We start from the raw sequence: 472 nt of genomic DNA on the forward strand, positions 1-472 counted from the left end.
GACATTTTGTGAGCCCCCGAAAAATAAGAGAGCAGATATATGCAAAGTAATTTCCTCAGTCACTTCATGTCCTTATTATCTATTACTAGCGATTACATCTACTTTAAGGATATGAATTATAGGTTCATATTGTGCAGTCAGAACTTTGCAGAGCTTGTCGGGAAAAACTCATGGAGGGAACTTCACGATAAAGATGACTTTGATCTGTTTCCTCATGAACATGCATTAATGTATCGTAAGGAAGATGAGAAAATAATCGAAGGTCGAATACAGAAAACAACCTCAATCGAACCTTATACAGATAATGAGGGAAATGAGGGCTGGGTATCTACCTGTAAATGGCCTCTTTACAAAGATGGAGGAAGTGAGTTGATAGGAATGTTCGGTATTAGTCGTGATATTACTGAGCAAGTAAAGCTTCAAAAACTTCTTGACCTTAAGGAAAAAGAATTAGTTGAGGCAAATATAAAAT

The 472-nt window shown here is 36.4% G+C and carries 1 protein-coding gene; it reads left to right on the plus strand.

All coding sequences use genetic code 11. The annotated features are described in order from the left end of the window. Positions 1–39: 39 nt before the first annotated feature. On the plus strand, positions 40–472 hold a 433-nt coding region (locus tag AB4486_RS24780; RefSeq protein ID WP_372119341.1), incomplete at its 3' end, for a PAS domain-containing protein.

The organism is Vibrio sp. 10N.222.55.C6 (assembly GCF_041473395.1).
GTDB lineage: Bacteria > Pseudomonadota > Gammaproteobacteria > Enterobacterales > Vibrionaceae > Vibrio > Vibrio crassostreae_C.